The sequence below is a fragment of the Candidatus Accumulibacter phosphatis genome, from assembly GCF_000024165.1.
GTDB classification, from domain to species: Bacteria; Pseudomonadota; Gammaproteobacteria; order Burkholderiales; family Rhodocyclaceae; genus Accumulibacter; species Accumulibacter phosphatis.
The window spans coordinates 3,786,789-3,812,037 of the sequence record NC_013194.1; the positions used below are offsets into that span (position 1 = coordinate 3,786,789).

Genomic DNA, 25,249 nt, shown 5'->3' on the forward strand with positions numbered 1-25,249 from the left:
GGACGAGTGCGACGGCCCAGGCGCGGACCAGCGCTACCGACGACCGATCGAAAAGTACTCAAGCCCCGCCCGGCGGGGCACTGCGGGATCGTAGAGATTGCGGCCGTCGAATATCACCGGCGTCTTGAGCAGCGACTTGATCGCCGCAAAATTCGGGGCGCGAAACTCCTTCCACTCCGTGACGATCGCCAATACATCGGCACCCTTGAGGGCCTCCATCGGCATGCTGGCAAACTCGATGCGCGTTTCGCCGGCAAAGATGCGCTGTGCCTCACGCGTCGCTGCGGGATCATAGGCCCGGACGCGCGCACCCCGCGCCAACAGGTCCGCGATGAGCACGCGGCTGGGCGCCTCACGCATGTCGTCGGTGTTGGGTTTGAACGCCAGGCCCCAGAGAGCGATCGTCATGCCCGACAGGTCCTCGCCGAGGCGTTTGACGATCTTTTGCGTGAGCACCGCCTTCTGGGCCTGGTTGACTTCCTCCGCCGCCTGCACCACCTTGAGTTCATGACCCGCGGCGCGCGCCGTGCGCAGCAGGGCCTGTACGTCTTTCGGGAAGCATGAGCCGCCGTAACCGACGCCGGGGTACAGGAAGTCGAAACCTATCCGGGGGTCGGAACCAATGCCCTTGCGCACCAGTTCAATATCCGCCTGCAGACTTTCGCTCAGGTTCGCCAGATCGTTCATGAAACTGATGCGTGTCGCCAGCATCGCGTTGGCGGCGTACTTGGTCAACTCCGCGCTTTTCACATCCATGATCAGCAAACGCTCGTGGTTACGCTGGAAGGGGGCGTATAGCTCGCGCATCAGGTCCAGGGCACGAGCGTCCTGACCGCCGACGACAATACGGTCCGGCTTCATGAAGTCGTCAACAGCAGCGCCCTCTTTCAGGAACTCGGGATTGGAAACGACGCTGAATTCGATGGTCAGCCGACGCTGAGCAAGCTCATCGGCAATGACGGCGCTTACCTGTTCGGCCGTGCCCACGGGCACCGTGGATTTGTTCACGACGACCTTGTACTCCGTCATGAAGCGACCGACATTGCGCGCGCCCGCCATCACACTATCCAGGTCGGCAGAACCGTCCTGATCCGGGGGCGTGCCGACGGCGATGAATTGCAGCAAACCATGGTCCACGGCTTCTTCGATATCGGTGGTAAAGCGCAGGCGACCAGCCGCCACGTTACGCTTGACCATCCACTCGAGGCCTGGCTCGAAAATCGGGATACTCCCTTCCTGAAGCAGGCGAATCTTTTCAGCATCGAGGTCGAGACAGAGAACGTCATTGCCGACGTCGGCCAAACAGGTGCCGGAAACCAGCCCCACGTAGCCGGTACCGATGACCGTGATTTTCATGTCAATCCCCCTCCTGCAGCCGAACGCTGCGAATCAACGCAAAGCCTCTCGGCGTATCTCGGCTCCCTGCACCAGGAGTTCGCCAGAGCGACCCGGCACCGTGCCCCAGACTATCTCGTGGCGAGGCAGCGTCACCGGGTCCAGCTCCGCGCGCAGTTGGCGCAAGGCAGCCAGCGTATAGCCCTGCTGCTGCCAGCCCAGGAGCAGCTTTTCGAGCACAGGCAACAGCTTCATGCCCTCCAGCTCGGCGTGCAGCGTGAATACGTGGCCGGTGGCAGGAGCTTCCCGCGTCAGCGACAGGAGGTGCTCGTGGACGTTTGTCTCGTCGAGCCCATCCACACCAATCAGTTCGTCCAGCGTCGGCAGGGTGGTGGGCAGTTGCGGGACGTTGACCTCTTCGCCATTCCACACCGGGATGAAAGGCCGCCAGCCGCGACAGTCGGACGCGTGGGTAAAGCGCAGATCCCGGATCAGGCGCAGGGCGTGCAGATTCATCTGCCAACCGGCTGCACCATGGACGGTGGCAGCAGCCTTGAAGAGAGCGGCGTAGCGGTCAGCGGCCAGCACCATCTCCCGTTCCGTCCAAGCCGGACCCTCGCCGCGGACGCCGTCCTGCCAGGAAATGTGGTCCCAGCAGTGGATGCCCGTCTCGAAGCCGGCATCGCGGACGCCGCACAGGAGGTCGGCGCAACGCCGGCCGATGTCCGGTCCCGGCAGCAGGGTACCGTACATCAGAGTCCTGAGTCCGTAATGGGAGAGCACCGACGTGCGCGACACCTTCTGCATGAAGCCCGGACGGAAGGCGCGCTTGATCGCGCGGCCGGTGTGGTCGGGACCCAGGGAGAAGAGAAAGGTAGCGTCGGCAGCGTAACGGCGCAGCAGTTCCACCAGGCGCGGCACGCCGATCCGGGTGCCGCGGTACGTGTCGACGTCGACTTTGAGGACGAGTTGAGGCATGCGCCGTGACTATCGTCAATCCATCAACTTGCGCGCTTCGGCCACGTCACCCCGATAGGCTTCGAAAATCCCCCGCAGCGCGTCCTCGAAACGGACCTTCGGCTCCCAGCCCAGATCGGTCCGGGTGTTGTCGATTTTGGGCACCCGGTGAAACGTATCCTGGTAGCCCGAGCCGTAGTACTCTGCGGAGGAGGTCTCCAGGACCCTCACCCGGGCGGCGGAGGCCGCGTATTCCGGGTACTCCCTGGCCAGGTCCAGCATCAGCGTCGCCAGTTCGCGAATGGAGTAGTTGTTCTTCGGATTGCCGATGTTGTAGATCTTGCCGTTGGCGACGCCGTCCTTGTTCTCGATGATCTTCATCAGGGCGTCGATGCCGTCGCTCACGTAAGTAAAGGAACGTTTCTGCGCACCGCCGTCGACCAGTTTGATCGGTTCGCCGCGCACGATGTGGCCGAGGAACTGCGTGATCACCCGCGACGAGCCTTCCTTTGGCGTGTGGATCGAATCCAGGCCGGGGCCGATCCAGTTGAAGGGGCGGATCAGCGTGTACTGCAAACCCTCCTGCTGGCCGTAGGCGTGGATCACGCGATCCATCATCTGTTTGGCGCAGGCGTAGATCCAGCGCGGCTTGTTGATCGGGCCGTAGACCAGTGGCGAATTCTCGGGATCGAATTCGGGATCCTGGCACATCCCGTACACCTCGGAAGTCGAAGGAAAGATGACGCGCTTCCGGTATTTGACCGCTTGGCGGACGATCGGCAGGTTGGCCTCGAAGTCCAGTTCAAAAACCCGCAGCGGCTCCTTGACATAAGTCGCCGGCGTGGCGATCGCCACCAGCGGCAGAATCACATCGCACTTGCGCACGTGATACTCGATCCACTCCTTGCTGATGGTGATGTCGCCCTCGAAGAAATGGAAGCGCTCGTGGCCCAACAGGTCCGCGACACGCTCGCTGTTGAGGTCCATGCCATAGACCTCCCAGTCGGTGCTGGCGATGATGCTTTGCGAGAGATGATGACCGATGAAGCCGTTGACGCCGAGAATGAGGACTTTTTTCATGGGATTCAGAGCAAGGGAATAGGATGCTGGCCCACTCGTGCAGGCAGCGCGGAGGGAGGAATGGCTTCGCCGTCGACTTCCAGGGAGAGAATTCTCAGCACCCCACCGTCGGCGCAACGGGCCAGCAGTCGCGTGTCGTCCGCATACAGCGCTGGCTGCCCGGCCGGCCCGGTCTCGCCCGGCCGGAAAAGGCTACGCGTGATGACGATGCGGCGGCCATCCAGGTCAAAGAAGGCACCCGGGTAGGGCGGGGCAACGGCGCGGATCAGGTTGTGCACGACGGCGGCCGGCTGGGCCCAGTCGATGCGACCATCCTCCGGCTTGCGCCCAGCGAAATAACTTCCCGCTTTCAGGTCGAGCGGCGCGTGCGCCGCGGTGCCCGCGAGCAGCGCCGGCAGTACTCGGTCCAGGGCCAGTTCGGCGGCGACCGTCACCTTGTTGAAAACTTCGCGCGCCGTGTCGTCGGGCAGAATCGGCACCGCCTGCCGGGCGACGATCTCGCCGGCATCCGGCTTGTCGACCATGCGGTGCAAGGTGGCGCCGGTTTCCCGCTCACCGTGGATCAGCGCCCAGTTCACCGGTGCCCGGCCGCGGTACTTGGGCAGCAACGAGCCATGCATGTTGTAGGCGCCGCGCGGGATGGCCAGCAAGGCGGGACAAAGCATCAGGCGGTAGTAGAAGGAGAAGAGGAAATCGGGTCGCAGGGCCTGCACCCGAGCGACGAACTCGGGCGTGCCGGGATCCTCGGGCGTCACGACGGGGATGCCGTAGTCGCCCGCCAGGTCCGCCACCCGCTCGAACCACAGGTTCTCCGCAGGATCGTCCGCGTGGCTGACCACCAGGGCCACGTCGACGCCATGCGCGATCAGCACCCGCAAGCAACGGGCACCGACGTTGTGGTAGGCGAAGACGACGGCGCGTGGGGCAGCGCTCATTCGCCTTCTTCCAGCACGGCTTCGATCAGGTAGCGGGGACGGTGGCGCACCTGCAGATAAACGCGTCCCACGTATTCACCGAGCAGGCCGATGCCGAACAACGCCAGACCAATCAGGAAGAAGACCAGGGCAAAGAGGGTGAACAGCCCCTCGGCTTCCGGGCCGAGCAGGATTCGGCGCACGATCAGCAGGACGAACAGCGCCGCCGACCCCATGGAGACGACGATGCCGAGCATCGAGAACCATTGCAGGGGCACCAGTGAAAAACCGGTCATCAGGTCGAAGTTGAGACGGATCAGGCTGTACAGCGAGTACTTGGACTCGCCGGCGGCCCGCTCGGCGTGCTCCACCATCACCTCGGTCGGGTGGCGGGCGAAGGTGTAGGCGAGCGCCGGAATGAAGGTGCTGACCTCGCGGCAGGAATTGATGGCATCCACCACGCTGCGGGAATAGGCTCGCAACATGTTCCCCTGGTCGGTGATCTTGATGCGCGTGGTCGTCTCGCGCAGGCGGTTCATGGCCTTCGACGCCCAGTTGCGGAACAGGCTGTCCTGGCGCCGGCGGCGGATGCTGCCGACGTAATCGTGGCCTTCGCGCATCTTGGCGATCAACTTGCCGATCTCTTCCGGCGGGTTTTGCAGGTCGGCATCCAGCGTCACGATGATCTGGCCACGTGCTTTCTCGAAACCCGCGAGGATCGCCATGTGCTGGCCGGCGTTGGCGGCGAGGAGAATGGCGCGCGTCACTTCGGGTCGCTTCTGGTATTGCTCGCGCAAAATGGCCGCCGAGCGGTCGCGGCTGCCGTCGTTTACGAAGATGACCTCGTAGGACTCGCCGAGCCGGTCAAGCGCCGGGTAGATGCGGTCGAAGAGGGTCTGCAGGCCGGCTTCCTCGTCGTAAACCGGAATGACCACGGAGATCTCAGGGGTGCGCATGGCTCAACGCTCGAGTGCTTTGGCGAGGGCCATGCAGACACGTTCCACGTCAGCCTCGGTCATCGCCGGAAACAGCGGCAAGCTAACCGTCCTGGCACCCACATCCTCGGCATGCGGGAACTGACCGGCCCGGAAGCCGAGGCCGCGATACAGGGTGAACCGGTGCAAGGCCGGGTAATGCACGCCAACGCCTATGCCCTGCTCCTTCATCGCCGCGATAAAGGCCCCGCGGTCGGTGCCCGGCGGCAACAGCGGCTGCAACATGTGCCAGTTGCTGTTGGCGAAGTCCGCTGGCGGCAGTTCCAGGCCAAGGGCCGGGTCAAGCCGTTCGAAGTATCGCCGGGCCAGCACCCGGCGCCGCTCGGTGAACCCGTGCAGGCGCTTGAGCTGGCCCAGGCCGATGGCGGCAGCGATATCGGTGAGATTGAACTTGCCTCCCAGCACGTCCACGTCCATGTTGCCATCGGGCTGGCGTTTGACGCCCTGCAGGCGCAGAAGCTCGCAGCGCTCAGGGCCGATGTCTGCCGGCAGGACCAGCGCCCCGCCCTCACCGGTGGTCAGGTTCTTGTTGGCGTGGAAGCTGAAGGCGACGAAGTCGCCGGTGCTGCCGATCGTCTTGCCGTTCCAGGACGCGCCGAGGGACTGCGCCGCATCCTCGACTACCCGCACGCTGTGCCGAGCGGCGATGGCGTAGAGGCGATCACGGTCGACGGGCAGACCGGCGAGATCCACGGGGATGAGGGCTCTCGTCCGCGGCGTAATGGCGGCTTCGAGCAAATCGAGGTCAAGGTTCCGGGTCGCCGGATCGATGTCCACCAGCACCGGTGTGGCGCCCACTTCGAGGATCACGTTGGCCGTGGCCACCCAGGTCAAGGGGGTGCTGATCACCTCGTCACCGGCACCGACCCCCGCCAGGCGCAGTGCCACTTCGAGGGCAGCAGTGCCGGAGTTGAAAGCACGCACACAGCGGCCGCCGCAGAAATCCGAGAGAGCAGCCTCGAAGGCCTGTACCTGCGGACCGCTGGTGATCCAGCCGGAGCGCAGGACGTCGGCAACCGCGGCAATGGTCTCCTCGTCGATCGATGGACGGGTGAAGGGGAGAAACGTTGCGCTCACGAGTTGGCCACCAGGAGCAGGCCGATGATGATGAAGCCGATACCCAACAGCTTCTGCAGGACCAGCACCTCGCCGAACCAGTAGTGGGCAATCACCGCATTGACTACATAACCGATCGAAAGCATCGGGTAGGCAATGCTCACCGGCACCCGCGACAGGGCCATGATCCAGACCACCACGCTGACCGCATAACAAGCCATGCCACCGATGATGAACGGCTCGCCAGCGATCTTCATGCCGATCGGGATGACGTTGTCGAGCTGGAAATCGAAATGGCCGATGGCATTGGTGCCCGCCTTGAGCAGCAGTTGCGCGGCGGCGTTGAGCAGCACGCCGGTGAGGATCAGGATGAAGGCTATCGTGGTCATCTCAACGTATGGCTCCGTCGCATGCTCGCTCGCCGAGCGAAGGGTTGGCCGACGGGGACGGCGCGCCGGACACCGCTGTCGCGCACCCCTCGCTCGAGCGAGGCGCGGAAGGCGTGCTGATCTTCTCGGCGATGACGTAGCGCCGGTTGCGGGCGATCTCGGCCATCGGCAGACCCTCGGCGAGAAGCTTCTCGAAGACATCGATCTTCATCACCGCGTAGGCCCCTCGGTCCTCGCGCCAGCGCGCCTTGAACTCGTCAACGGTGGGAATCCATTTCTGCGGCTCGTGCTCGAGGCCGAAGTCCATCTCATTCTGGTTGGCGACCAGAGTCAGTGTCCGCTTGAGATAGAAAGGCAGCGTCTGCTCGTAAGAGAGAACGCTGTAGAAGGGCAGGCCAGGCTTGATCCGGGGCAATGCCTGGGCGGCCAGGTCCCGGGTGGACGTGTAGGGTGAGAGATGGTCGTGGCCAAGAAGCAGCGCGCTGCTGCCCAGGCATCCGCCAACGGCCAGGACGATCGCCGCAGCCGCTTGGCGGTGTCGCCAGACCAGCGCCGCCGCGCCCATGATGGCCACCAGAAAAACTGCAGCGGCGCCGCTCAGCCACGTGGCTACGCCTTGCAGCATCGCCGGCGTGTACTCCTGGCCCACCAGGTCCATTGTCCGGGGGGCCAGCACCAGGCCGGCGAGCGCCACCACGGCCAGCAGTGCCAGGTGAATCAGCCAGGCTCGCCGCGACAAGTCGGTAACATGACGTCCGCCGAGCAAGGCCAGCGCCGGGAAAATGGGCAGGATGTAGGGTGCCATCTTGGAACCGGACACGTTGAAGAAGGCGAAAGTTGTCAACACCCAGAGCAGCACGAAGCGCTCCGGACTGAACGTGCGGGCAACACCCCGACTCCAGGCCCTGGGCACGGCTTGCAGCAGGAGCAGTGTCCATGGCAGGGCGCCGAGGCTGTATACCGCTAGAAAAAACCAGGGCGGCTCGTCGCGGCGGTGGACCGTGCTGAGGAATCGCTCGAAGTGCTCGTGGATGAAGAAGAAATGGGGAAACTCGGGGTTCGCCACGGAAACCGCGACGAACCAGGGGGCGGCGACGATCAGGAACAAGGCCAGACCGGCCAGGGGCGAAAGCCGCCGCCATGGCGAGGTGTCCCGGTTGAGCAGCGTGTAGCCGACCAGCGTGGCGCCAGTCAAGACCAGGGCGACGATACCCTTGGACAGGACCGCCAGCGCCAGCCCTGCCCAGGCCAGGAGCATCCAGCGCCGACTGGTCAGACGGTCCTCCTGTTGGGCAAAAAGACAGCCCGTCCACGCCACCTGCAGAAAGAACGATAGCCCCATGTCCAGGGTCAGAATATGGCCCATGCCAACGAAGAGAAGCGAACTCGCGAGGATAGCGGCCGCCAGGTGGCCCGCCTGCGCCCCCCAGAGCCGGCGCCCGGTCCACCAGACCAGCACGATGCTGAAAAAGCCGGTCAGCGCCGGCCAGAGGCGTGCTGTCCACTCGTTGTCAGCGAAAACCTTGAAGCCGGCGGCTGTCGCCCAGTACTGGAGAGCGGGCTTTTCAAAATACTTGATGTCGTTGAGGCGGGGTGTCAGCCAGTCGCCGCTGACTGCCATTTCCCGCGGGATTTCCGCGTAGCGACCTTCGTCCGGGCGTGTCAGCGCGCGCTGGCCGAGCGTGCCGAACCAGACCGCCGCGAGGACGATCCAGAGTAGCCAGGTCACGCGGCGACTCATTCGCTCACTGGCGCCGCGGGATGGTCGAGCCGCCTGCGCAGCGCCAGTCACCAGGACGCGCATGGCCGTTGCCGCAGACGACAATCGCAGACTGACCGCGTTGGATGTCGCGCTGAAGTCTCATTCGGGAAGGACTGTTTCAGGGGAGAGTCGGGGACAGGAAGCGCATTGCCCAGCGGATAGGCGGAGTATTATACACGAGCACTTGAGCATGACTTTCAGGCTCGCCAGAACCTTACCAACACGCGAAGGAAATGCGCATGACCAGATACGGTTTCGTGGCATCGGGTGGCGGCTATCGGAGCTTCTATACGGAAGGCGTGCTGGTCTGGCTGAAGAAGAACGACGTCGCGGTCGTGCATCTCACGTCGACCAGTTCCGGCAACAACATCGTTATCGACTACCTCCTCTGGGACTGGCAGAGCGAAGAGTTGCCACCGGTCCTGACGCGTACGGTCCGCCTTGACGTCACCGACATTTTCCAGATCTTTTCCAACTTTCTGGGTCTGCGCCCCCAGTTGCTGCCCACCGGCACGCACTTGTTCACTGTTGACAAGGACAGTTGCCGCAAATCGCTCCTCCTCGACGATCCCCGACGACGCGAACTGCTGGCCGAGCATCTCAAGGCGATGCGCTGGGACATCCGTGCGACCAATCTCAGCCGGCGGCAAGGGAGGTCGTTCAACGTCAATGAGATCCTGCCCACCATCGACGATGCCAGCCTGGACGTCTTCATGGACGCCTTCCTCGCCGGGATCACCACCATTCCCTATTTCAAGGCCATCACCATCGACGGCGACTACTACATCGAGGGTGGCTATCTCGACAACACGCCGCTGCGAACGCTGTTCGAGGACGACGACGTCGACGAGATCATTGCCGTCGATTTCACCGACTACGACTACCACCGGGAACTTGACAAGCTTTACCACGCCAAGTCGTTCATCCTGCCGTTCAACGGCATCGACACACATCTGCTGGTCAGCGATATGCAACTGACGCTGCCCAACGCCCGCATCTTCGCGCAGGCGACCCTGATCAACGAAATGCTCGAGGCCATGGGCCAGCAAAGCGCGGAGATCGGTGGCCGGCGCTATTACGCGAAGCCTTTGCACGTTCTGCGGCCGAAGGACCTCGAGAGCATGACCATTTCGCTAAAGGACCGGAGCGCTCAGAAGCGCTATTTTGAACTGGGCCAGCAAGAGGCTGCGGCGATGTTCTCCACTTTGTAGGCGATGCCGCTGAGTCTTTGGCGACGCCAACGTCACCACGGTGCGGCCCGCTCGGGTGATGACGCCGCAGCAGGCAGGCCAGAACGTGGTCGCTGTACAACAGCGTTGTCGAAGGCGTTGACGATCTCGTCGCGCGAACTGAAGTGGGCCCTGCACGGCGCGCTCCCCGGCCGGCCACCGATGGCCATGAACAGCATTCTTCGGCACAATGTCCGGCCTTGACCATCCGCGACAAAGCGGCCGTTCCGACACCCATGCGACTGCTACTGATCGAAGACGACGAACTGCTCGGCGAGGGCCTGCGCGACTTCCTGAGCGGCGAGGGCCACCGCGTCGACTGGTGCCGCAGCCTGCACGAAGCAACGGCCTACCGCGGCGAGCCATACGACGCCTTGCTCGTCGACTGGCAGTTACCGGATGGCTCCGGCCTCGCTTGGCTGCGTGCGCGGCGCAGTGCCCGCGACAGTACTCCGGCATTGATGCTGACCGCGCGCGACCTGCTCAGCGACCGTGTTCAGGGCCTCGACAGCGGCGCCGACGACTACCTCGTCAAACCGTTCGCCCCGGAAGAACTGTCGGCTCGGTTGCGGGCGGTGTGCCGGCGTAGCGCCGGCGGCGCGGCGTCGCGGCTGTCCTTCGGCAGGGTCGAGGTCGACCTGACGGCGCGCAGCGCCTGGTTGGCCGGCCAACGCATCGAGCTGACCGGCCGCGAGTGGTCGATCCTCGAAGCTCTGGTCCTGCGCGCCGGACGCATCGTCCCCAAAGCCGACCTCGAGCGACTGGTGCTTGGCTTCGAAGCGGAGTTGGCGAGCAACGCCATCGAGGTGCATGTGTCGGGCCTGCGACGCAAACTCGGCTTTGATCTCGTCGAAACCGTACGCGGGCTTGGCTACCGCATTGCGGCACAGGCATGAAATCAGGCCTGCCGTCGATCCGGACACGCGTGACGCGCGCCCTGCTCGGCTGGTCGGTACTATGGACCCTGTCGGTGTCGCTTGCCGTGTGCCTGGCGGTGCAGCAGGAGATAGACGAACTGCTCGACGATACCCTGCTGGCGGCGGCCCAGGTGCTTGACGCCTCGTTGCCCACTCCCAGCGAGACGAGCGCGGTGGCCGGCACGCCGAAGGAGACGAACGAAGCGACGACGCCAGCGCCAAGCGGCCGCTTCACCTGGCAGGTGGTGGAGTATTCGCCAAGCAGCGGGGCACGTATTCTTCTCGCTTCACCGCTGGCGCCCACCCACCCATTACGGACAACTCCGTCCACGGGCTTCGCCGACGTACCGGCGTGGCGCGTCTTCGGCACTCACCTGGCGGGTGGCACGCACCTGCTCTATGTCGCCCAGAGTCAGGACGAACGTCGTGAGGCGAAAATCGAGGTCGCCTTGAGCGCCGCACTCGCCACGCTCGCCATCGCACTGCTCGCTCACTTGTGGCTGCGGGCGCGCCTCCGGCAGGAGTTGCTGCCCCTCGAGCATCTGGCTGAGCGACTCGCCCGGCACGATCCCCTGATCCTCGGCGCCACTCTCGGCGCGGCCGAGCGCGCCGAGCTGCGACCCGTGCACGCCGCCATCGACGCGCTGACCGACCGACTCGCGCGTCGTCTGGCGCATGAGCGCGCCTTCACCGCGCATGCGGCACACTCGCTGCGCACGCCACTGGCCGGTATCGATGCCCAGCTCGCGGTGGCCTTGCGCGAATGCCCAGCGCAGCTGCAACCCCGCCTGCAGCGCGTGCGTAGCGCTGCCGCCCGCCTGCAGCGCGTCGTGACGGCGCTGCTGACGCTGTTCCGCAGCGGCGTTGACCTGCGACGCCAGCCCCTGGATCTCGCGTCCCTGGTTGGGCGCCTGCCGATCGAAGGACTGTCCATCACCGTGGAGGCATCGCAGACGCTTTCCGCCGACGGTGACCTGCTCGCAGCGGCACTGCTGAACCTGTTCGACAACGCGCTGCGCAACGGTGCGAGCCATGTCATCGTGTCGACGCCAGCGAGCGCTGCGCTGCGCGTACACGACGACGGGCCGGGGGTCAGCGCTGCCCAGCGCGGCGAACTCCAGGAGGCGATCGCCGCGCAAGCCTACGAGGGCCACACCGGACTCGGTCTGATGTTGGCTGATCTGGTCGCGCGTGCGCACGGCGGCAGGCTGTCGCTTCCCGAGGTCGATCGAGGCTTCGCTGCCGAACTGCGGCTTGCCCAGGCTTGAGAGACAAGGACGGCGGCCGCCGCAGCGCTACCGCCCCTGCGCGACCCAGCGGTTGAAGCAGGTGCGTGCACCATCGATGACTTCGCTGGCAGTCAGGCCGACGGGTCCGCAGCCAGCGGCAACGCGCTCGTCCGCGGCCAAGCCGTGCAGATGCACGGCCGCGAGCAGGCCCTCGAGGGCCGGCCAGCCCTGTGCGAGCAGTGCGACGACCAGACCGCTGAGGACATCACCGGTGCCGGCCGCAGCGAGGCCGGGATTGCCGGTTGTGTTGACAAACCAGCGCCCGTCAGGCGTGGCGACGATGCTGCCGCAACCCTTGAGCACCACCAGAGCCTGGTAGCGGCTGGCGAGTTCGAGCGCGGCCGCGCCGCGGTCGGCCTGGACGACGCTGGTATCGGCGCCGAGCAGGCGTGCCGCCTCGCTCGGATGCGGCGTCAGCAGCAGCGGAGACGGGCACTGGCGGCGTTCAGCGAGCACCCTCTGCAACCGGCTCTCGGCGGCCAGCAGATTCAGTGCATCGGCATCGAGCAGTAACGGCAGATCAAGCGCGCAGGCCCGCTCGAGGAGGCCCAGCGCGACCTCGCCGCCGCCCATCCCCGGCCCGCAGGCCAGGGCCGTCAGCCCGACAGCCAGCAAGGCAGCGGGTTGGCGCAGCATCAGCTCCGGCTGTACCGGGTCGATCGTCGGCGCCTGCGGGTCGAGCAATCCCAGGTAGACGCGGCCGCTGCCGAGCCTGAGGGCAGCGCGTCCCGCCAGGAAGGCCGCGCCGACCATACTGCTCGCCCCGCCGAGAACACCGGCGCTGCCGTAGCTGCCCTTGTGGCTGTTCCTGGCGCGTGGGCAAAGGTAATCGACGAACAAGTCGGTACCGATCGTATGCGCGCTAGCATTCGCCAGCCGCTCGGCATCGAGCTCGAGGGCGGCGACCGAAACCGTACCGCAGTGGTCCGGGCCATCACCGGTGAGCAAGCCAGGCTTGCCGGCGATGAAGGTGATCGTGTGGCTGGCCCGAATCGCCGTGCCGCAGAGCTTGCCGGTGTCCGCGTCGAGACCGCTCGGGCAGTCAAGAGCGAGCAGGGGACAGTGGTCGCGAACGGCGAGCGCATTGGCCGCCGCGACGAGCTCGCCATGGCGGCCGCCGACCGGTCGTTGTAGCCCGATGCCGAACAACCCGTCGATGATCAGCGACCAGCGCAGACCATTCGGTATGCCGTCGAGAACGCTACCGCCGTCGTCGATGAAGCGCCGGTAGGCCGTCGCCGCATCAGCCGGCAGGCGGCCGACTTCCCCGGCAAAAACCACGCTCACGGTGAATCGGCGTTCGCGCAAGTGCCGTGCGGCAACGAAAGCGTCGCCGCCGTTGTTGCCCGGCCCGGCGAGAACGAGCACTGCCGCCCCCTGCAAGCGACAAAGCGATGTTGCCAGATCGGCGGCGGCCAGACCGGCACGCTGCATCAGCGGCTGATCGACGGCAAGCGTCTCGATGGTCCGCAGGTCGGCGGCGCGATACAGCGCCTGTGATCGGGTGCGTGTGTTCATTGACAGATCCTAGCCCAACAAGGGGTCGAAGATTCGCCGTGCGGCAAGTACCGTCCGGCAGTGGATGCTGACCGTATCGTCGATCACGTGCGCGTAACCGCCGGCCATCGCCACCGCGACCGGCACGCGCCGGTCGCGGCACGCCGCGAAGACCATTTCATCACGTGCGGCAAGGCCGTCGAAGGTCAGCGCCAAGCGACCCAGACGGTCATCGCAGTAGGGGTCGGCGCCAGCCAGATAGATGACGAGGTCCGGCCGCGCACGCGCGAACACCTGGTCGAGTGCCCAGGCCAGCTGTTGCAGGTAGACGGTATCGCCGGTACCGTCGGGTAGCCCGACGTCGAGGTCGCTGATTGCCTTGGCAAAAGGAAAGTTCTTCTGGGCATGGATCGAGAAGGTGAAGACAGAGGCATCTTCGGCGCAGATGCTCGCCGTGCCGTTGCCCTGATGGACGTCGCAATCGACCACGGCCAGCCGCTGCACGCATCCTTCGGCGCGCAGCACGCGCGCGGCGACCGCCGCATCGTTGAACACGCAGAAACCCTCGCCATGGTCGGCATGCGCGTGGTGGGTACCGCCGGCCAGATTGATCGCGCAGGTCTCCTGCAGCGCTATCCGGCAGGCGGCGATCGTTGCACCGGCGGAACGCCGCGACCGCTCGACCATGCCTTCGCTCCAGGGAAAGCCGATACGCCGGATCTCGGCCGCACTCAGGTCACCGCGGCAGACGCGCGCGACGTACTCGGCGACATGGGCATGGCAAAGCTGCTCGGTGCTGGCCGCCATGGGGCTGCGAAAGTCCGCGTCGGCAAACTGGCCGGAGGCGCGCAAGCGCTCCCGCAGGCGCGCATACTTCTCCATCGGGAAGCGATGGCCAGGCGGCAAAGGCAAAACGAAAGTGTCGGTATAGAAGAGTTTCACGCGCGGCATGGGCGAGTTTCGCGCCAATTGTAATTGACCTGTCCAGGGGCTGCTCTGCCGGCGTCGGCTATAATCGCGCCTCCGCTTCCTTAACGCAGGCTTGCCTGCCCTTCTCTGCAGCGCGCCATGGCCGACATCCTCACCCTCCGCGGAGCCCCCGCCCTGTCCTCTTTCCGCCTGCAGCGTCTGCAGCAGGCTCTGGCCGCCGGCGTGCCCGGGGTACGCATCATCACCGCCGAGTACTGGCACTTTGTGGCGACCCGGCAGCCGTTGACCGACAGCGAGCGTCGGCAACTCTCGGCACTCCTCGAAGAACGCCCGGAAGCGAACAGCGAGCGCGGCCAGTTGTTCCTCGTCACGCCGCGCATCGGGACCATCTCGCCCTGGTCGTCGAAGGCCACCGACATCGCCTGGAACAGCGGTCTGCACACGATCGAGCGCATCGAACGCGGCGTCGCCTACCTCCTGCATGCGCGACGGCGCAAGTTGTCGGCCACCGACAGGCGCGATATCGCGGCGTTGCTGCACGACCGCATGCTCGAGACGGTGCTCGACGACCCCGCACAGACCGCCGATCTGTTCCGCCATTTTGCCCCGCGACCACTGACCGGTGTCGATCTGCTGGGTGGCGGTCGCGCAGCCCTGATCGACGCCAATTCCCGGCTTGGGCTGGCCCTGTCGGACGACGAAGTCGATTACCTCGTCGAGTTGTTCGTGCGGGCAGGGCGCAACCCGACCGACGTCGAATTGATGATGTTCGCGCAGGCCAATTCGGAGCATTGCCGGCACAAGATCTTCAACGCGTCCTGGGTCATCGACGGGCAGCCGCGCAGCGAAACGCTGTTCGGCATGATCCGTGAAACGCACCGCGCGCACCCGGCAGGAACGATCGTCGCCTATACCGATAACGCGTCGATCATCGAAGGCGCCAGCGTGCCGCGCTTCCATGCTGGGGCGGATGGTCGCTACGCGTATCACGAAGAGCTGACCCACATCCTTGCCAAGGTCGAAACGCACAACCACCCGACGGCGATTTCGCCCTTCCCAGGCGCGGCCACCGGCTCGGGCGGCGAGATCCGCGACGAAGGCGCCACCGGGCGGGGCTCGAAGCCGAAAGCCGGCCTGTGTGGCTTCTCGGTGTCCAACCTCAACATTCCGGAGGCACTCCAGCCGTGGGAGCGCGCGACGGCCACCTACGGACGCCCGGCACGCATCGCCTCGCCGCTGGCCATCATGCTCGAGGGTCCGCTCGGCGCAGCCGCCTTCAACAACGAGTTCGGCCGGCCCAACCTGGCAGGCTATTTCCGTACCTACGAGCAGTTCACCGGTGACCAGCAATTGGTGCGTGGTTACCACAAACCGATCATGATCGCCGGCGGCGTCGGCAACATCTCGGCCAGCCAGTCGTTCAAGGCCGAAACGCTTTCGGCCGGCACGCTGCTGCTACAGATCGGCGGCCCCGGCATGCTCATCGGCCTCGGCGGTGGCGCGGCCAGTTCGATGACCACCGGCAGCAACAGCGAGGATCTGGATTTTGCTTCGGTGCAGCGCGGCAACCCCGAAATGCAGCGGCGTGCCCAGGAAGTCATCGACCGCTGCTGGCAGATGGGTGCGCCGAGCGGTGACGGCTCGGCAGCCGCTGACGGCAATCCGATCCTCTCGGTGCATGACGTCGGTGCCGGCGGCATCTCGAATGCCCTGCCCGAACTGGCGCACGGCGCCGGCTGCGGGGCGCGCTTCGAACTGCGTGCCGTAAACATCGAGGAGCCCGGCATGTCGCCGGCCGAGATCTGGTGCAACGAGGCACAGGAGCGCTACGTGCTGGCCATGCCGCCCGGCCGCCTCGGCGAGTTTTCGGCGCTGTGCGAGCGCGAGCGCTGCCCTTCGGCAATCGTCGGCGTCACCACCGCGGAAACGCGCCTGGTGGTCAGCGACAGTCATTTCGGCAATGAACCGGTGAACATGGACATGGACGCCCTGCTCGGCAAGCCGCCGCGCATGACGCGTGCCGTCGACCGCCTGCCGCCGCTGACGGTGCCCTTCGACGCTACCGCGGTCGACCTGCAGGAAGCCGCCTATCGCGTGCTGCGTCTGCCGGCCGTGGCCGACAAGAACTTCCTGATCACCATCGGCGATCGCAGCGTCGGCGGCCTGACCGCGCGCGACCAGATGGTCGGCCCCTGGCAGGTAGCGTGCGCCGACGTGGCAGTCACTCTGATGTCGTTTCAGGGGCATCTCGGCGAGGCCTTCGCGATCGGCGAGCGCGCACCGTTGGCGGTGATCGACGCGCCCGCTTCGGGTCGGATGGCGCTTGGCGAAGCCTTGACCAATCTCGCCGCCGCCGACGTCGCGACGCTCGGCGACGTCAAACTGTCCGCCAACTGGATGGCCGCCGCCGGCTTCCCCGGCGAAGATGCGCGACTGTTCGACACGGTGCGGGCAGTTTCCGATCTTTGCCAGGCGATCGGTGTCTCGATACCCGTCGGCAAGGATTCGCTGTCGATGCGAACCGGCTGGACGGAAGGTGACGGCGAGCAAGGCGATTGCCGGAAGCAGGTGGTATCGCCGTTGTCGGTGATCGTCACCGGCTTCGCGCGCGTGCAGGATGCGCGCCGGACGCTGACCCCGCAACTGGTCCTCGATGCCGGGGAGACCGATCTCCTGCTCATCGATCTCGGTGCCGGCCGCAACCGCCTCGGGGGGTCGGCGCTGGCACAGGTCCACAACGCCACAGGCAGCGACGCACCCGATGTCGATGATCCGGCGCGCCTCGTCGCCTTCTTCTCTGCCATTCGCCAACTCGCCGCCGACAACCTGCTGCTCGCCTACCACGATCGCTCGGACGGCGGGCTGTTTGCCGCCATTTGCGAGATGGCCTTTGCCGGACACTGCGGCGTTTCGATCGACACCGACGGTCTGTGCTACGACCCGCTGATGAGCGACGTCGATGGCAACGAAAAGCGTCCCGAACTGCTCAACGGCCGTTCTTTCGAGATATTGATGCGCGCCCTGTTCTGCGAGGAACTCGGTGCCGTGGTGCAAATCCGGCGCGAGCAGCGCGGCCAGGTCATGGGCGTGCTCCGGTCAGCCGGACTGGGAAGCTGCGCGCAATTCATCGGCTCGCCCAATCGCTGGGACCAGATCCGCATCATCCGCAATGCCCGGGCCGTGCTCAGTGAGACGCGCGTCGATCTGCAGCGTGCCTGGTCGGAGACCAGCTTCCGCATGCAACAACTGCGCGACAACCCGGAGTGCGCCCAGCAGGAGTACGACCGGATCGGCGACGCCACCGACGGCGGCCTGTCGGTGACGCTGAGCTTCGATCCCACGGACGACGTCGCCGCACCGTTCATCAACACAGGGACTCGCCCGCGCGTGGCGATCCTCCGCGAACAGGGCGTCAATGGCCACGTCGAGATGGCCGCCGCTTTCGATCGTGCCGGCTTCGCGGCCATCGACGTACACATGAGCGACATCCTCACCGGCCGCATCCTTCTCGACGACTTCAAGGGTGCCGTCGCCTGCGGTGGATTCTCCTACGGCGACGTGCTCGGCGCCGGTCAGGGCTGGGCGAAGACGATCCTGTTCAACGAACGGGCGCGTGCCGCCTTCTCGGCGTTCTTTGCGCGCGCCGACAGCTTTGCCTTGGGCGTCTGCAACGGTTGCCAGATGATGAGTGCGCTCAAGGACATCATTCCCGGCGCCGACGCCTGGCCGCGTTTCGAACGTAATCGGGTCGAGCAGTTCGAAGCGCGCTTTTCGATGGTCGAGATAGCCGAGTCGCCGTCGATCTTCTTTTCCGGAATGGGCGGTAGTCGCCTGCCGGTGGTCGTTTCGCATGGCGAGGGACGCGCCGTCTTCGCGGCTGCCGAGCAACAGGCGCGCGCGCTCGTCGCCATGCGCTTCATCGACTCGGCGGCAAAGGCGACGGAAACCTATCCGTACAATCCGAACGGCTCGCCGGCAGGAATCACCGGCCTGACGACCGACGACGGTCGCTTCTCGATCATGATGCCGCACCCCGAACGCGTCTTCCGCAGCGTGCAGATGTCCTGGCACCCGGCCGACTGGGACGCGCGCGGCTGGCACGATTCGCCGTGGCTGCGCATGTTCCGCAATGCGCGGCAGTGGGTCGCCTAGGCGACCAGGCACTCGCCGAAAGAGCACCGCCAGGCACGCCTGCCGGTGCCGACCCGTGCACAAAAAAAGCGCCGAACTGGTCGGCGCCTTTTCTCGCTGCAGCAGTCTGCCTAGTCGATCTTCGCCTTCTTTTGCAGTTCCGCGACGTATTTCTGGAGTTGCTCCTGCTGCAGGCGCTGATTGATTTGCGGCTTGATCTGGTCGAACGGCGGCGGCGTCAGCGGCCGACTGTCTTCCACCAGGATCACGTGATAGCCGAAATCGGTCTTCACCGGGGTTTCGGTGAACTTGCCCTTGGCCAGACCGGCCACCGCATCGCCAAAGGGTTTCACGTAATTGGCCGTGCTGCTCCAGCCGAGGTCGCCACCTTTCTCCTTCGAACCCGGGTCCTTCGATTGCTTGGCCAGTTCATCGAACTTGGCGCCTTTCTTCAGGTTGACGATGATCGTCTTGGCGTCGTCTTCCTTTTCCACGAGGATATGGCGCACCTTGTACTCCGTGCTGCCCATCTGACTCTTCATCCGTTCGTACGCCGCCTTGGCCTGCTCGTCGCTGATCGGGTTCTTCTTGACGTAGTCCTGAACGAAAGCGCGAATGTAGATCGCCTGGCGTGCGAGGTCGGCCTGTGCGGCAACGTCCGGCTTCTTGTCGAGGCCGAGTTTCTTCGCTTCCTGGACCAGCAACTCGCGGCGGATCAGCTCTTCACGCACGGCCTTCTTGAGTTCCGGACTGTCGGGAGCGCCCTGTGCCTGTTGCTCGGCGACAAATGCATTGGCGACGGTCTGCGAGATGGCGACCCCGTTGACGGTGGCAACGGCGCCGGCCGCGCCCGCGCTCTTGGCCTTTTCGGCGGCAGTCGCCGGTAACGAGATCAGCGCGCCGAGGAGCAGTGCGCCTGCCAGCTTGGAGAGGTTGTGCATTTTCTGGATTTCCTTCTGTTGGGGTGGATGAGGTGAAGCTGGGGAATCAGATAGCGACCGAAGCCGGCGAGGCGGCTTCCTCGGGGGTCATTGCCTTGATGCTCAGGGCGTGCATCCTGGCCGGAATAAGGTCGCCAAGCAGTTGATTGATGACCCGATGACGGGCCAGCCGCGTCTGACCGGCGAAAACGGCGGCGACGATGAGCAGCCGATAGTGACCGCCACCGCCTCGCGCACCAGCGTGGCCAGCGTGCCGGGCCGAATCGTCGATCAGTTCCAGGCGAATTGGCGACAGCAGCGCGAGCCGTTCGCGAACCGTCGCATCGACAGCTTCGGCAGCTGCAGGCAGACTCACGCTGGCAGCACTTTCTTGAATGGCTTGACAATGACCTTCTGGTAGACGCCAGCCGCAACGTATGGGTCGGCATCAGCCCAGGCAGTGGCGGCTTCGTGCGACGCGAACTCGGCGACAATCAAGCTGCCCGAGAAGCCGGCTGGCCCCGGGTCCGGCGAATCAATCGCAGGAAACGGACCGGCGAGCAGCAGGCGGCCTTCGTCCTGCAGCGCCCTCAGGCGCTCGACATGCGCCGGCCGCGCGGCGAGGCGCTGAGCAAGCGAGTCCGGTCGATCTTCGCCGACGATGGCGTAGAGCATCATTTGTTCTCCTCGAGGTATTTCGAAAGCAGCAGCCCCTGGCCAAGAACGAAAACCAGCATCAGCCCCATACCGCCGAACAGTTTGAAGTTGACCCAGTCGTCGGTGGAAAAATTGAAGGCGACAACGAGATTCGCGACGCCCATGAACAGGAAGAAGCCGATCCATGACCAGTTGACAGTCTTCCAGGCCGCTTCCGGCAGTTCCATCTGCTCGGCCAGCAAGGTGCGCATCAGATTCTTCTTGAAGAACAAGGTGCCGCCAAGCAGCACCGCCGCGAAGGCCCAGTAGAGCACCGTCGGCTTCCACTTGATGAAGGTCTCGTCATGCAACGCCAAAGTCATACCGCCGAAGACCGTGATGATCACCAGGCTGACCCACAGCATGGTGTCGATCCTGCGGCCTCTGAACCACAACCAGCCGATCTGCGCAAAGGTGGCCGCCATGGCAACGCCAGTCGCCGCGTAGATGCCGGCAAACTTGTAGGCTATAAAGAAAAGGATGACGGGAAAAAGATCGAAAAGGAACTTCATGACCGGCGCCGTGGACAGATTTCGCGATTATGGCCGATTTCTCGGGGCGCTGTCCATGCTCGCTGGGCCCACCAGCATCGCGCAGAAAATGGCCCACCTGAACCGCAATCTCGACTTGGTCCTTGACTATCTGCGGTTGACCAGGAACTCGGTCGGCAATCTCAAAGCGTAGACTGGGGAGAGAACAGACTTGCCGTGGTCCGCACTGGCCGAGTCGATCAAGGACTTGGTCAGCGCCTTCGAGCGGTCGGCAGGCACGATGCCGCATCGGTTTCACGACCTCGGTGCACAACGTTCATGCGGTCGCGCTGAGAATGGATCAGGCAAGCGTGATACCCGGGGGCAGGAGTGTCGGACGCTATCAGACGGCAACATCGACCAGTTCGGGTTCGAGGAGGTCGACGAGCACCTGCGGCGCGATGCCTACCAGATAGCCTCGCCTGCCACCATTGATGTAGATCTTCTCGAGGTCGAGGATGCTCCGCTCGAGGTAGACGGGCATCGCCTTGCGCGTGCCGAAGGGGCTGGTGCCACCGACCAGATAGCCCGAGTGTCGACTGGCAACATCCGGATGACAGACAGCGACGGTCTTGACGCCGAGGTGCCGGGCGAGCTTGCCGGTGGATACCTCGCAGTCGCCGTGCATCAACACGATCAGCGGCTGCCTGCGCTCGTCCTCCATGACCAGCGTCTTGACTATCACGCGCTCGTCCACACCCAGCTCGCGGCTGCTCACCGCGGTACCTCCGCGCGCCTGGTAGGCGTAGCAGTGGTCGGTAAACACCACGCGGCCAGCCCGCAATACGCGCACCGCCGCAGTGACCGGGATCTTCTCGCGCGCCATATGCCGGATGCCATCTCCGCTCAGTGACGGCTACCCAACGACGGGAACTGGTCGGCGTAACGCGCAATCCACTCCTGCGCCGCCGCCTCGGCATCAAGCTCGCGCCCTTCCCGATGCCGCACTTCCCGGCGATAGTGCTCGATCTGGCAGACCTGCTCCACCATGCGAGCCGCGAAGAGGTCGGCAGAATCGGTGAAACGGATACCCACTTCGAAATGGGGCTCGCCGCGACGGCACCAGACGACCGCAGCCGGCGCGCTGAAAGGGGGTTGCACAAGAGGAATCGTGATCACCACGCGCGCGCCGATCGGCAGCGAACGATCCGACCGACACGCCAGCCCGCCGAGACCGACGTCCTTCAACCGGCGCAGCGTCCCCCGATTCAAATCATCGGCAACGATCTCGATCGGTATGTCCACCGGATGCCGAACGAAGCGTCGCTCCAGCATGTCTTGCGACGTCATGTCAGCTCGCGCCGCCTGCCTGTCAGCGTAGCTCGGACGGCGCGGCGGCCTCCGACCAGCCGGCGTAGGCACCACCATCGGAAAGCGGCGCCGTGGCAGCGGGACAGGCGAGCAGGCTCGACGCGGCAAGGAACTCGCGATCCGGGTAATAGGCGAATAGGTACTGGCCACCCTTGATCTCGTCGATCAGTTCCGTCGCAATCTCCGGACGCACCGCCGGGCAACCCAGGCTTCTTCCCAAGCGGCCTAGTTGACGCATCGCCTCGTCGCTGACGTAGGGCGCACCGTGCATGACGATCGCCCGCTCGAAAGCGCGGTCGTTGATGCCGGGTTCGAGGCCTTCGAGGCGAAGCGAGTAACCGTTGCGACCAACATAGCTCTCGGCAGTGCGAAACAGCCCCAGGCTGGACTGCAGGCTGCCCGGCTCGTTCGAGAAACGGCTCGCATGATTGTCACCTGAGCCCCGGCCGTGCGCGACGTGCTCCTCGCGCAGCAGAGTGCGTGTTCCCAGGTCGAAGACCCACAGCCGTGGCTGGGTAGACGGCAGCGAGTAATCTATCACCGCCAGACGCTTCGCCGCTGCCGACGTACTGCGCTGGGCGCAGTCGAGCGACGCAACGGCCAGTTCGAGCACCCGGCTGTCGACCGCTGGCGCCGCCGTCGCCAAGGCGCCCGCCAGAGCGGGCTCGGCACGAACCATCGTGGCGTTGGCCGCCAACACGGTGGCGACGATCAGCACACGCCGCGCCAGAGCGCCGCCTCCACGCCATGTGCACTCGCTCTCCCCACGACTCACCGGATGCTGCAGCCGACGAGCCGCCACTATCACAGCGCGGCCTCGGGAGCCTTGTCGGTCAACACCGTGAGGGCGCTGCCCGTGTGGTGCGGTAGGATCTCCGCGTCGGTGACCAGCAGCGTGGCTCCCGGCGTCAGCAGCGGACCCAGCTTGAGGACGAACTCGTCGGGTATGCGCACGCCCCGCGTCTGCTCGGGATCGAGTGACGCATTCGCATCGCCGGCGTGACCCGGAATGCCTACCGCCGTCCACTTCGGCCGCCCGTCGGCCTGCATACCCGTCACTGTATAGACGTGCGTCCCAAGGCGGGTCCCGTGGTCCCGGACGGCGATCCTGCTGCGGCCGATCTCGACGCCGTTACGAAACACCAATAGCCGGCGATCGGCGCCACTCAGCAAGAGCGACACCGGTCCATGCGGCACTTTCTCGGGCTCCCAGCGCGACTCTTCCGCGACGGCGAGCTTCGGCGTCTCGACCGGCTGGCCGGTATGGGCATCGACCGGCGCCAGCATGGCCGGATGAGCGACGTCCACCGGCGCCGAGTGCGCGTTACCGACAACGACGGTCATGCCGAGGGGGCTTGCCTCGAAAAGCAGACGGGCGAACTCTGAGGGCAGGTGGACGCAGCCATGCGAGGAAGGGTAATCCGGCACGCCGCCAGCGTGGAGAGCGACGCCGTCCCAGGTCAACCGCTGGGTGTAGGGCATGGGCGCGTTGTTGTAGGTCTTCGAATGGTGATCCTTGTCCTTCTGCAGCGTCGTGAACACGCCAGTCGGCGTCGCGTAGCCCTTCTTTCCGGTACTGACCTTGGCATAGCCAATACGGACACCGTTGCGGTAGGCGTAGGCAATCTGTTCGTCGAGGCTGACGACGACGACGATGGGTCCCTCGGGCGCCACCTGCGGTGCCCATACGAAATGCCCGATGGGCAAGGCGGCAGGCGCCGTTTCCGCCGCATCGGAGGCCTTGTTCCCCCAGAAGGGCAGTTCGGCACGAGCGAGCGTCGAAACAAGGAGGGCCATGAGAAAGCAAGCGGTGAAGCGCATCGTCAACGTCCTCGTCGCGGTTGAGCAAGCCGCGAATTATAGGACACCGCCGGAAGATGGAACACACGTGCTTACGGCGACCGCGGAGCCGTCGGCCGCCACACGGCATGCGCTATCGTGTGGCCATGTCCAACCGTGGGGCAACTGCCTGCCTCCCTGGATGCACGACAGCGACGGCAAGTCAACGCGGGCAAGCGCGGCAAGATCCCGGAACGCTCCGGCAAGTCGACGTCCGCTACCGACCAGCGGCGGCCAATCCCGGCCTGACCAGACTCGCCGCTCGTTTGGCACGCTCGCGCGCTTGCGCCACGTCATCGCCGTTGGCGATGGCAACGCCCATACGGCGCTTGCGGAACGACTCCGGCTTGCCGAACAGCCGGAGATCGCTGCGCGGGACCGCCAGCGCGGCGGCGATGCCGTCGAAAACGATTCCGCTTGCGTCCAGGCCGCCGTAGATCACGGCCGAAGCCCCCGGCTCGCGCAGGCCAGTGTCGCACGGCAGCCCGAGGATGGCGCGCGCATGCAGCTCGAACTCGGAGAAGCGCTGCGAACACAGCGTCACCAGCCCGGTGTCGTGCGGACGGGGGCTGACTTCCGAGAACCAGACCTGCTCGCCCTTGATGAACAGCTCGACGCCGAAAACACCGCGTCCGCCAAGCTGGCCGGTAACCGCCGCGGCGATCTCGCGCGCCCGTGCCAGCGCCAGCGGCGCCATCGGCTGCGGTTGCCAGGATTCGACGTAATCGCCGGCAACCTGGATGTGACCTATCGGTTCGCAGAACGCCGTCTGGATGGCACCATCTTCACTGCGCGCACGCACGGTCAGCAGGGTGATTTCGTAGTCGAAGTCGATCACGCCTTCGACGATGATGCGTCCCTGATTGACGCGGCCACCGCTGGCAGCGTATTCCCAGGCCGGTGACACGTCCCCGGCACCGTGCAGCATCGACTGCCCCTTGCCGGACGACGACATCACGGGCTTGACGATGCACGGGTAGCCAATGCCGCTGTCGATCGCCGCCCGCAGTTCGGGCAGCGAATCGGCAAAACGGTACGGCGAAGTGGGCAGGCCGAGCTGCTCGGCGGCCAGCCGGCGAATGCCTTCGCGGTTCATCGTCAGCCGGGCAGCGCGTGCCGTCGGGATGATCTCGGCGAGCCCTTCGGCTTCGACCTCGACCAGCGTGTCGGTAGCAATGGCCTCGATTTCCGGAACGATGATGTGTGGTTTTTCCTTGTCGATCAGCGCGCGCAAGGTCGCGCCGTTGGTCATATCGAGCACGTGCGCGCGGTGCGCAAGCTGCTGCCCGGGAGCGTTCGCGTAGCGGTCGACGGCGATCACCTCGACGCCCAAGCGCTGCAAGGCGATGATCACTTCCTTGCCGAGTTCGCCGGCACCGAGGAGCATGACGCGCAAGGCGCCGGGGGAAAGCGGAGTACCGATTCTCATGAGGATTTCCCTGACCTGAACACAAGGCCCAAGTCAGGGAATC

Annotated in this window: 24 protein-coding genes; 5 read left to right on the plus strand and 19 right to left on the minus strand. The window is 65.2% G+C overall.

Annotation, left to right across the window (positions count from 1 at the left end):
- Positions 1-33 precede the first annotated feature (33 nt).
- Genes CAP2UW1_RS16335 through CAP2UW1_RS16370 form a run of 8 tightly spaced genes read right to left on the minus strand, consistent with a single transcriptional unit; the run spans position 34 to position 8,455 of the window.
- Positions 34-1,356: a UDP-glucose dehydrogenase family protein gene (locus CAP2UW1_RS16335; protein ID WP_015767732.1), complete on the minus strand. Its 1,323-nt coding sequence runs from the start codon at positions 1,354-1,356 to the stop codon at positions 34-36.
- Between the two features lie 33 nt (positions 1,357-1,389).
- Positions 1,390-2,313, minus strand: coding sequence for a polysaccharide deacetylase family protein (locus CAP2UW1_RS16340; RefSeq protein ID WP_015767733.1), 924 nt, complete (start codon positions 2,311-2,313; stop codon positions 1,390-1,392).
- A 15-nt stretch (positions 2,314-2,328) separates the two neighbouring features.
- A complete protein-coding gene (locus CAP2UW1_RS16345; protein ID WP_015767734.1) occupies positions 2,329-3,372 on the minus strand; it encodes a bifunctional UDP-4-keto-pentose/UDP-xylose synthase in 1,044 nt (347 codons plus the stop codon).
- A 5-nt stretch (positions 3,373-3,377) separates the two neighbouring features.
- Positions 3,378-4,307 carry a formyltransferase gene (locus CAP2UW1_RS16350; RefSeq protein ID WP_015767735.1) on the minus strand — a complete coding sequence of 310 codons (930 nt, stop codon included), beginning with the start codon at positions 4,305-4,307 and terminating at the stop codon, positions 3,378-3,380.
- Positions 4,304-5,242 (minus strand): glycosyltransferase, encoded by a 939-nt coding sequence (locus tag CAP2UW1_RS16355; RefSeq protein ID WP_015767736.1) that lies wholly within the window; start codon positions 5,240-5,242, stop codon positions 4,304-4,306. The genes CAP2UW1_RS16350 and CAP2UW1_RS16355 overlap by 4 nt, the downstream gene beginning before the upstream one ends.
- 3 nt (positions 5,243-5,245) lie before the next feature.
- On the minus strand, positions 5,246-6,358 hold the full coding sequence (locus tag CAP2UW1_RS16360; protein ID WP_015767737.1) for a DegT/DnrJ/EryC1/StrS family aminotransferase: 1,113 nt from the start codon (positions 6,356-6,358) through the stop codon (positions 5,246-5,248).
- Positions 6,355-6,726: an SMR family transporter gene (locus CAP2UW1_RS16365; protein WP_015767738.1), complete on the minus strand. Its 372-nt coding sequence runs from the start codon at positions 6,724-6,726 to the stop codon at positions 6,355-6,357. Before CAP2UW1_RS16365 ends, CAP2UW1_RS16360 begins: the two co-directional genes overlap by 4 nt.
- A 1-nt stretch (position 6,727) precedes the next feature.
- Positions 6,728-8,455, minus strand: coding sequence for an ArnT family glycosyltransferase (locus tag CAP2UW1_RS16370; RefSeq protein ID WP_049778593.1), 1,728 nt, complete (start codon positions 8,453-8,455; stop codon positions 6,728-6,730).
- A 272-nt stretch (positions 8,456-8,727) separates the two neighbouring features.
- Between CAP2UW1_RS16370 and CAP2UW1_RS16375 the strand changes: the two genes are divergently transcribed.
- The 3 genes from CAP2UW1_RS16375 to CAP2UW1_RS16385 all read left to right on the plus strand — a co-directional run bounded on the left by CAP2UW1_RS16375 (position 8,728) and on the right by CAP2UW1_RS16385 (position 11,902).
- Positions 8,728-9,699 (plus strand): patatin-like phospholipase family protein, encoded by a 972-nt coding sequence (locus CAP2UW1_RS16375; protein WP_015767740.1) that lies wholly within the window; start codon positions 8,728-8,730, stop codon positions 9,697-9,699.
- 254 nt (positions 9,700-9,953) lie between these two features.
- A complete protein-coding gene (locus CAP2UW1_RS16380; protein ID WP_015767741.1) occupies positions 9,954-10,613 on the plus strand; it encodes a response regulator transcription factor in 660 nt (219 codons plus the stop codon).
- A complete protein-coding gene (locus tag CAP2UW1_RS16385; protein WP_015767742.1) occupies positions 10,610-11,902 on the plus strand; it encodes a sensor histidine kinase in 1,293 nt (430 codons plus the stop codon). The genes CAP2UW1_RS16380 and CAP2UW1_RS16385 overlap by 4 nt, the downstream gene beginning before the upstream one ends.
- Positions 11,903-11,929: 27 nt before the next feature.
- Here the strand turns inward: CAP2UW1_RS16385 and CAP2UW1_RS16390 are convergent, their stop codons facing one another.
- Both CAP2UW1_RS16390 and CAP2UW1_RS16395 read right to left on the minus strand, forming a co-directional pair.
- A complete protein-coding gene (locus CAP2UW1_RS16390) occupies positions 11,930-13,441 on the minus strand; it encodes a bifunctional ADP-dependent NAD(P)H-hydrate dehydratase/NAD(P)H-hydrate epimerase (protein ID WP_015767743.1) in 1,512 nt (503 codons plus the stop codon).
- A 9-nt stretch (positions 13,442-13,450) separates the two neighbouring features.
- Entirely contained in the window at positions 13,451-14,362 is a 912-nt protein-coding gene (locus tag CAP2UW1_RS16395) for a histone deacetylase family protein (RefSeq protein WP_041568642.1), read from the minus strand.
- Positions 14,363-14,488: 126 nt separating this feature from the next.
- Here CAP2UW1_RS16395 and purL point away from each other — a divergent pair, with 126 nt between their 5' ends.
- On the plus strand, positions 14,489-18,502 hold the full coding sequence (gene purL, locus CAP2UW1_RS16400; protein ID WP_015767745.1) for a phosphoribosylformylglycinamidine synthase: 4,014 nt from the start codon (positions 14,489-14,491) through the stop codon (positions 18,500-18,502).
- 110 nt (positions 18,503-18,612) lie between these two features.
- On the opposite strand, the gene CAP2UW1_RS16405 is transcribed toward purL, so the two are convergent.
- From CAP2UW1_RS16405 to CAP2UW1_RS16420, 4 genes are read right to left on the minus strand one after another with little or no spacing between them, the layout of a single operon-like run.
- The gene (locus CAP2UW1_RS16405) at positions 18,613-19,422 is read right to left on the minus strand and encodes a peptidylprolyl isomerase (RefSeq protein ID WP_015767746.1); all 810 of its coding nucleotides are present in this window, start codon (positions 19,420-19,422) and stop codon (positions 18,613-18,615) included.
- Between the two features lie 46 nt (positions 19,423-19,468).
- The gene (locus CAP2UW1_RS16410) at positions 19,469-19,777 is read right to left on the minus strand and encodes a BolA family protein (RefSeq protein WP_015767747.1); all 309 of its coding nucleotides are present in this window, start codon (positions 19,775-19,777) and stop codon (positions 19,469-19,471) included.
- The gene (locus CAP2UW1_RS16415; RefSeq protein ID WP_041568644.1) at positions 19,774-20,076 is read right to left on the minus strand and encodes a YciI family protein; all 303 of its coding nucleotides are present in this window, start codon (positions 20,074-20,076) and stop codon (positions 19,774-19,776) included. The genes CAP2UW1_RS16410 and CAP2UW1_RS16415 overlap by 4 nt, the downstream gene beginning before the upstream one ends.
- Complete coding sequence (locus CAP2UW1_RS16420) at positions 20,076-20,609, minus strand: septation protein A (RefSeq protein ID WP_015767749.1); 534 nt, start codon at positions 20,607-20,609, stop codon at positions 20,076-20,078. Before CAP2UW1_RS16420 ends, CAP2UW1_RS16415 begins: the two co-directional genes overlap by 1 nt.
- On the opposite strand from CAP2UW1_RS16420, the gene CAP2UW1_RS25685 reads away from it, so the two are divergent.
- Positions 20,608-20,781 carry a hypothetical protein gene (locus CAP2UW1_RS25685; RefSeq protein ID WP_199931492.1) on the plus strand — a complete coding sequence of 58 codons (174 nt, stop codon included), beginning with the start codon at positions 20,608-20,610 and terminating at the stop codon, positions 20,779-20,781. The two genes, CAP2UW1_RS16420 and CAP2UW1_RS25685, sit on opposite strands and share 2 nt — an antisense overlap.
- A 189-nt stretch (positions 20,782-20,970) precedes the next feature.
- On the opposite strand, the gene CAP2UW1_RS16425 is transcribed toward CAP2UW1_RS25685, so the two are convergent.
- The 5 genes from CAP2UW1_RS16425 to purT form a co-directional block, all read right to left on the minus strand.
- Positions 20,971-21,453, minus strand: a complete 483-nt coding sequence (locus tag CAP2UW1_RS16425) for an aminoacyl-tRNA deacylase (RefSeq protein ID WP_015767751.1) — start codon at positions 21,451-21,453, stop codon at positions 20,971-20,973.
- A gap of 20 nt (positions 21,454-21,473) precedes the next feature.
- On the minus strand, positions 21,474-21,917 hold the full coding sequence (locus CAP2UW1_RS16430; RefSeq protein ID WP_015767752.1) for a PilZ domain-containing protein: 444 nt from the start codon (positions 21,915-21,917) through the stop codon (positions 21,474-21,476).
- A gap of 22 nt (positions 21,918-21,939) precedes the next feature.
- Positions 21,940-22,617 carry a murein L,D-transpeptidase catalytic domain family protein gene (locus CAP2UW1_RS16435; RefSeq protein WP_049778678.1) on the minus strand — a complete coding sequence of 226 codons (678 nt, stop codon included), beginning with the start codon at positions 22,615-22,617 and terminating at the stop codon, positions 21,940-21,942.
- A 125-nt stretch (positions 22,618-22,742) separates the two neighbouring features.
- Positions 22,743-23,759: a L,D-transpeptidase gene (locus CAP2UW1_RS16440; protein WP_015767754.1), complete on the minus strand. Its 1,017-nt coding sequence runs from the start codon at positions 23,757-23,759 to the stop codon at positions 22,743-22,745.
- 235 nt (positions 23,760-23,994) lie between these two features.
- Entirely contained in the window at positions 23,995-25,206 is a 1,212-nt protein-coding gene (gene purT, locus CAP2UW1_RS16445; RefSeq protein WP_015767755.1) for a formate-dependent phosphoribosylglycinamide formyltransferase, read from the minus strand.
- Positions 25,207-25,249: the final 43 nt, after the last annotated feature.